General features: G+C 53.4%; 6 protein-coding genes. 5 read left to right on the top strand and 1 reads right to left on the bottom strand.

The features are described from left to right. Window positions 1-886, top strand: an 886-nt coding sequence (locus ABJQ89_RS18625) for a zinc ABC transporter substrate-binding protein (RefSeq protein WP_348497653.1), incomplete at its 5' end; no start/stop codon positions are given. Window positions 887-895: 9 nt separating this feature from the next. Here ABJQ89_RS18625 and ABJQ89_RS18620 read toward each other — a convergent pair. Next, complete coding sequence (locus ABJQ89_RS18620) at window positions 896-1,852, bottom strand: L-malyl-CoA/beta-methylmalyl-CoA lyase (RefSeq protein ID WP_348497652.1); 957 nt, start codon at window positions 1,850-1,852, stop codon at window positions 896-898. Window positions 1,853-2,140: 288 nt separating this feature from the next. On the opposite strand from ABJQ89_RS18620, the gene dgcN reads away from it, so the two are divergent. From dgcN to ABJQ89_RS18600, 4 genes are read left to right on the top strand one after another with little or no spacing between them, the layout of a single operon-like run. Then, on the top strand, window positions 2,141-3,142 hold the full coding sequence (gene dgcN, locus ABJQ89_RS18615; protein WP_348497651.1) for an N-acetyltransferase DgcN: 1,002 nt from the start codon (window positions 2,141-2,143) through the stop codon (window positions 3,140-3,142). A 36-nt stretch (window positions 3,143-3,178) separates the two neighbouring features. After that, window positions 3,179-4,144 (top strand): N-acetyl-D-Glu racemase DgcA, encoded by a 966-nt coding sequence (gene dgcA / locus ABJQ89_RS18610; RefSeq protein WP_348497650.1) that lies wholly within the window; start codon window positions 3,179-3,181, stop codon window positions 4,142-4,144. A 4-nt stretch (window positions 4,145-4,148) separates the two neighbouring features. Next, window positions 4,149-4,781, top strand: coding sequence for a cysteine hydrolase (locus ABJQ89_RS18605; protein ID WP_348497649.1), 633 nt, complete (start codon window positions 4,149-4,151; stop codon window positions 4,779-4,781). A 23-nt stretch (window positions 4,782-4,804) separates the two neighbouring features. Then, complete coding sequence (locus ABJQ89_RS18600; RefSeq protein ID WP_348497648.1) at window positions 4,805-5,668, top strand: D-amino-acid transaminase; 864 nt, start codon at window positions 4,805-4,807, stop codon at window positions 5,666-5,668. Window positions 5,669-6,034 lie beyond the last annotated feature (366 nt).

The following is a 6,034-nucleotide window of genomic DNA, read 5'->3' as shown; positions in this document are numbered from 1 at the left end:
AGAGCTTTTGTTAGAGCCAAATGTTTCACCGCATTCTTATGCCATGCGCCCGTCCCAAGCGGTCGCTTTGGAAAATGCAGACCTCGTTGTTTTTGTCAGTCACGGTTTGACCCCATGGCTGGATGCGCCGCTGGATGCACTTGCGGGTGATGCGCTGAAAATCGAAGTCATGGAGATTGAGCCAATGGTTCATCATGACTATCGCGGCGATGGTGGGCATCATGATCACGGGCATGATGATGAACATGAAGATGAGCACGACGATCACGAGGATGAGCATGAAGAAGCGCATGACGATGATCATGACGACCATGGCGATGATCACAAGGACGAGCATGAAGACGAACACGCCGATGAGCATGGCGAAGGTACGCTTGATCCCCATGGCTGGCTCGACCCGCTGAATGCGAAACGTTGGGTTGAAGAAGTGGCCAAGTCCTTGGCGTCAAGCGATCCAGATAATGCAGTGACCTACATGGCCAACGCAGAGGCGGCGCAACAGTCTTTAGATCTCTTGATCACTGATATCGAAGCTCAGATCGCTGCCGTGAAAGGCCGTCACTATATGACACTTCACGATGCGTTTCAGTATTTCGACGCGCGGTTTGGACTGGAGTTTGCAGGGTCTGTCGCGCTGGGCGATGCCTCCGAGCCTAGCCCTGCGAGAATCGCTACAGCCCGCGCAGAGCTTGCAGAGCACAATGTGGAATGTGTGTTCACCGAGCCGCAGCAAAGCCCGCGTCTAGTGAAAGTGGTGATCGAAGGAACAAGCGCACATACGGGTGTTCTTGATCCAATGGGGGCCGACCTGACGCCCGGCCCCGATCTATACTCTGAACTTCTGCGTGGAATGGCGAATAGCTTCGCCACTTGCCTGCAGAATTAAGCGACTGTCTTAGTTCGCCAGCAATTCAGAATTACGCACGATAACTTCGGCTTGTTTGATGGACGCAATGTCCACCAAGCGGCCCTTGTAAACCGTCGCGCCTTCGCCATTTGCTTTGGCTGTTTCCATCGCTGCAAGAATTTCGCGCGCTTCGGTTACGGCTTCCTCGGACGGGGTGAAGACCTCGTTCGCAACGGTGATCTGCTTGGGGTGGATCGCCCATTTACCAACCATGCCGAGCGTTGCAGATCGCAGGGCTTGCGCACGGTAGCCTTCGTCATCTGAGAAATCGCCAAACGGACCATCCACAGGCAGCACACCATGTGTGCGGCAGGCCGCTACGATTGCGGCTTGTGCCCAGTGCCATGGATCGGACCAATGTTTTGCGCCATCGCGGAGCATGTAGTAGTTTTCTTGCGTGCCACCGATGCCCGTCGTCGCCATGCCCATGGAAGCAGCAAAGTCAGCTGCGCCAAGGCTCATCGCTTGCAGGCGGGGTGAGGCGGCTGCAATTTCTTCGACATGTGCGATGCCAGCGGCGCTTTCGATGATGACCTCGAAAGAGATAGGCTTGCTGCGCCCTTTCGCGGTTTCAATTGCGGTGACGAGTGCGTCGACGGCATAGATGTCAGCCGCGCAGCCCACCTTTGGGATCATGATCTGATCAAGGCGATCGCCCGCTTGTTCCAAAAGATCAACAACATCGCGATACCAATATGGCGTGTCCAAACCGTTGATGCGCACGGACAGGGTCTTGGTGCCCCAATCCACATCGCTGATTGCTTTGATGATATTCTCGCGCGCGCTGTCTTTGTCAGACGGGGCGACGCTGTCTTCCAGATCGAGGTTGATCACATCCGCTGCGCTCGTTGCCATTTTTTCAAAAATGGCAGGGCGGGAGCCGGGGCCAAACAATTGGCAACGGTTTGGGCGTGCGACAGGGGTTGGTTGGATACGGAAGCTCATTGCGATTCCTTCAAGCAATTAAATTACGTTTTATCTACCTCAAGAGTTATTTCGTTGCGAGGTTGTTCGCAAGGGAAATTTCTGCGCCTGCAACATCGTGCGCCGCGATGCAGAATGAGAGGTGGATTTCTGCGAAGTTGCGTCAATAGTTCGAATATTCTTCGAACATTAATCGCGAAGTTAAGTTTTACTTCGAAAGAAAATTAATTTGACCGAAATAATCGAAGAATTTCGCATGCTATTTCCCAGAAGCTGTGCGTTGAGACTGCAGATTCGAAGGACGAAACCATGATCCATACACCTTACTTACTTTTCTTGGGCGACGCGCCTGACTCTCTCGCAGCGAAGGTCGCTCAAGGGATCAAAGATTGGCGTCCAGAGAACTCCGTTGGCCAATTGCGCCTTCAGGGCTGTAAGGCTGATTTGGGCCTCACCGACATGACCTTGGCCGAAGCCAAAGCCGCAGGTGCCAAAACGCTTGTTATCGGCGTCGCTAACCGCGGTGGCGTCATCAGCCCATCTTGGAAAGCGGTTCTGATCGAAGCGCTGGAAATGGGGTATGATCTGGCATCTGGCCTACATAACCTCCTTCGCGACGAGCCAGATTTGGTCGCTGCCGCAGAAGCCGCCGGCGCGACACTTCATGACGTTCGCGTACCGAGCGTGGATTATCCAATCGCTAACGGTATCAAACGCACAGGCAAACGATGCCTCGCGGTTGGCACAGATTGCTCTGTTGGAAAAATGTACACGGGCTTGGCCATGGACGCAGCCGCGCAAAAGATGGGTGTGAAGTCTACGTTCCGTCCAACGGGTCAGACCGGTATTCTGATCACAGGACAGGGCGTGCCACTTGATGCGGTTGTCGCTGACTTTATGGCTGGTGCGGTGGAGTATCTGACGCCGGACAATGATGATGACCACTGGGACATGATCGAAGGGCAGGGCAGCCTGTTCCACGTGTCTTATTCTGGTGTGACAATGGCGTTGATTCACGGCGGTCAGCCGGATGCAATTGTTTTGTGTCACGAACCAACACGTGAACATATGCGCGGTTTGCCAACATATTCGTTGCCGACCCTAGAAGCGCTGCGTGATATGGCGTTGCCGTTGGCCAAGGTTGCGAACCCAGATTGCAAAATCATCGGTATCTCGATCAATACGCAACACATGAGCGAAGAAGAGGCTATCGTCTACCTCAAAGAGGTAGAAGATCGTATGGGTCTCCCGACTGTCGATCCGTATCGTCAGGGCGCAGAACGTCTGGTTGAGGCCTTGGCCGTAATCTGATGAATATGCGTAAAACTGGCGATGTTGGGGAAACGAATGCAAATTGATGTCACACATAATGTGTTCAAGCTCGCGCAGGTCTTCACGATCTCGCGCGGTTCGCGAACGGACGCCAAAGTTCTGACAGTAAAAGTGTCAGACGGAGGTCATGTGGGCTGGGGCGAATGTGTGCCCTATGCGCGGTATGATGAAACGATGGAAAGCGTTGAAGCTGAAATTTGCGCATTGCCCTCTGACATCACACGCGCATCGCTTGCAGAATTGTTAGAGCCGGGCGCGGCGCGCAACGCGGTGGATTGCGCGCTTTGGGATCTGGAGGCCAAGCAGGCAGGCAAACCCGTTTGGGAACTTGCTGGCCTGCCAAAACCCTTGCCAGAGATAACGGCCTATACGCTCTCTTTAGATACCCCTGAAAAGATGCAGGCGCAGGCGGCCGAAAACGCGTTCCGTCCGCTGCTGAAGATCAAGCTCGGAACGCCGGATGATATGCCCCGTCTTGAGGCCGTGCGCCGTGGTGCGCCGAACGCGCGCATTATAATAGACGCAAATGAGGGGTGGACCGCCGATGTCTACGCAGAACTGGCCCCGCATCTGGTTGGTCTTGGCGTAGAATTGGTTGAGCAACCCCTGCCTGCGGGCGCAGATGATGCATTGCGCGACATTGAGCGTCCATTGCCGGTCTGCGCTGATGAATCCTGTCATGATCGTTCCAGTCTCGCTAAGCTTAAGGGCAAATATGATGTGGTGAACATCAAGCTCGACAAAACTGGTGGCCTGACCGAAGCGCTTGCATTGAAAGAGGAAGCTATCGCGCAAGGCTACGGCGTGATGGTTGGTTGCATGGTTGGTTCTTCGCTTGCGATGGCACCTGCAACACTGTTGGCGCAGGGCGTGCTGTTCACCGATCTCGATGGGCCACTCTTGCTCGCCGAGGATCGTGATTGCCCATTGCGCTTTGACGATGCGGGCGTGCATCCACCCGAAACGGCACTTTGGGGGTAACGCAATGGCGAATTCCAACACTCCAAAACGCGGGCTGATTGAGGGCAAGGCAGTTCTCATTGTCATCGACATTCAAGCGTCGACATTTATTGACGACAGCCTTGTGCGCTCTATCGATAATATGCCCGGTTATAAGGAACGGATGCTTGAGGCGCGCAAAGCGATTGATGCGGCACGCGCTTGCGATATCCCGATTGTCTTTATTCAAGAAGTGCATCGCCCTGATCTTGTCGATTTTGGTCGTGAACTTGACGGCGATGAAGATGTGCATTGTCTGGAGGATAACCCGAAGACAGCGCTTGCCGTGAAAGAGATGGGTATCCTTCCAACCGACTATGTCGTTCCCAAGCGGCGATACTCAGCGTTCTTCGGGACGGATTTGGAAATCCTTCTGAAGGGGCTGAAGGCAGAAACGCTTCTCCTTGTTGGCGGGCTCACGGATGTCTGCGTTCACTACACTTTCGTGGATGCCCATCAGCACGACTATTTCACGCGCGTGATCGACGACTGTGTAGCAGGTTCGAGTGTGGAGGCGCATGATGCTTCTCTCAAAGCCATGGAATATTTGCAAACTGGGGCAATACGAAGCCTTGAAGACGTGGTGCAAGCTATGAAACAAGCTGCTTCAAACACGTAGACATACTCTAAAGGACCATGTTCATGACACGCACTGTATATGTAAACGGCGAATTCCTTCCTGAAACGGAAGCCAAAGTATCGATCTTTGATCGCGGGTTTCTGATGGCAGATGGCGTCTATGAAGTGACCTCGGTCCTTGGTGGTAAACTGATCGATTTTGATGGTCATGCAGTACGTTTGGAACGTTCCCTGACTGAACTGGACATGGCAAACCCGATTTCCAAAGAAGATCTGTTAGAAGTGCACCGTGAATTAGTGCGCGTGAACGAGATTGACGAAGGTATGGTTTACCTGCAAATCACACGCGGCGCGCCAGATGACCGTGACTTTGTCTTCCCTGACCCTGAGACGACACCAGCGACCATTGTTCTCTTCACTCAAAACAAACCTGGCCTTGCAAGCTCCCCTGTTGCTCAAACGGGTATCAAAGTGATTTCCATCGAAGATGTGCGCTGGGGACGCCGCGATATTAAGACCGTGCAGCTGCTCTACCCGTCCATGGGTAAGATGATGGCGAAGAAAGCCGGCGCTGATGATGCATGGATGGTGGAAGACGGATTTGTGACCGAAGGCACCTCGAACAACGCCTACATCGTCAAAGGCAACAAGATCATCACGCGTGGCCTGTCCAACGATATCCTGCATGGCATCACCCGCGCTGCAGTACTGCGGTTTGCGAAAGAAGCGCAGATGGAAGTGGAAGAACGCAACTTCACTATCGAAGAAGCCATGCAAGCGGACGAAGCTTTCATCACGTCGGCCTCGACTTTTGTGATGCCAGTCGTTGAAATCGACGGCGCGCAGCTTGGGGACGGCAAACCAGGTAAGGTTGCGCCGCGTTTGCGTGAGATTTATCTGGATGAGAGTCTTAAAAAGGCGATCTAAGCCGCCTTTGGCTCCAAAAACTTACAATTTGACCTGTTACAAAGCTCACGTTTTACGTGGGCTTTGTTGTATTTGGGGGTATTTGCTCTCGGTTGCGTGAGAGTTTGGGGAGATGTGTTTCAATTGGGAATTTTAGATGTGCACATCTGCGCACCTAACCTGTGCAGGGCTGTGTGCGCCTGTGTTTCTGTAATAATCAAATCTGTTTTGTATCAGTGGGTTAGATCTGTTTTGCACACGCCCGCGTGAGGGAGTTTGCAATCTGTGTCAGCGCGTCACAGCGCGGTGAGCGCTCGTGTTTTGAAAAGCGCAGCGGTAAGGCGCAAATTGAGGTCACAGCGACGGACAAGCAACGTCGCACCGTAA

It is taken from the genome of Planktotalea sp., assembly GCF_039984035.1.
In the GTDB taxonomy this organism is placed as follows: Bacteria; Pseudomonadota; Alphaproteobacteria; order Rhodobacterales; family Rhodobacteraceae; genus Planktotalea.
This window is presented reverse-complemented; position numbering and strand designations above follow the sequence as displayed.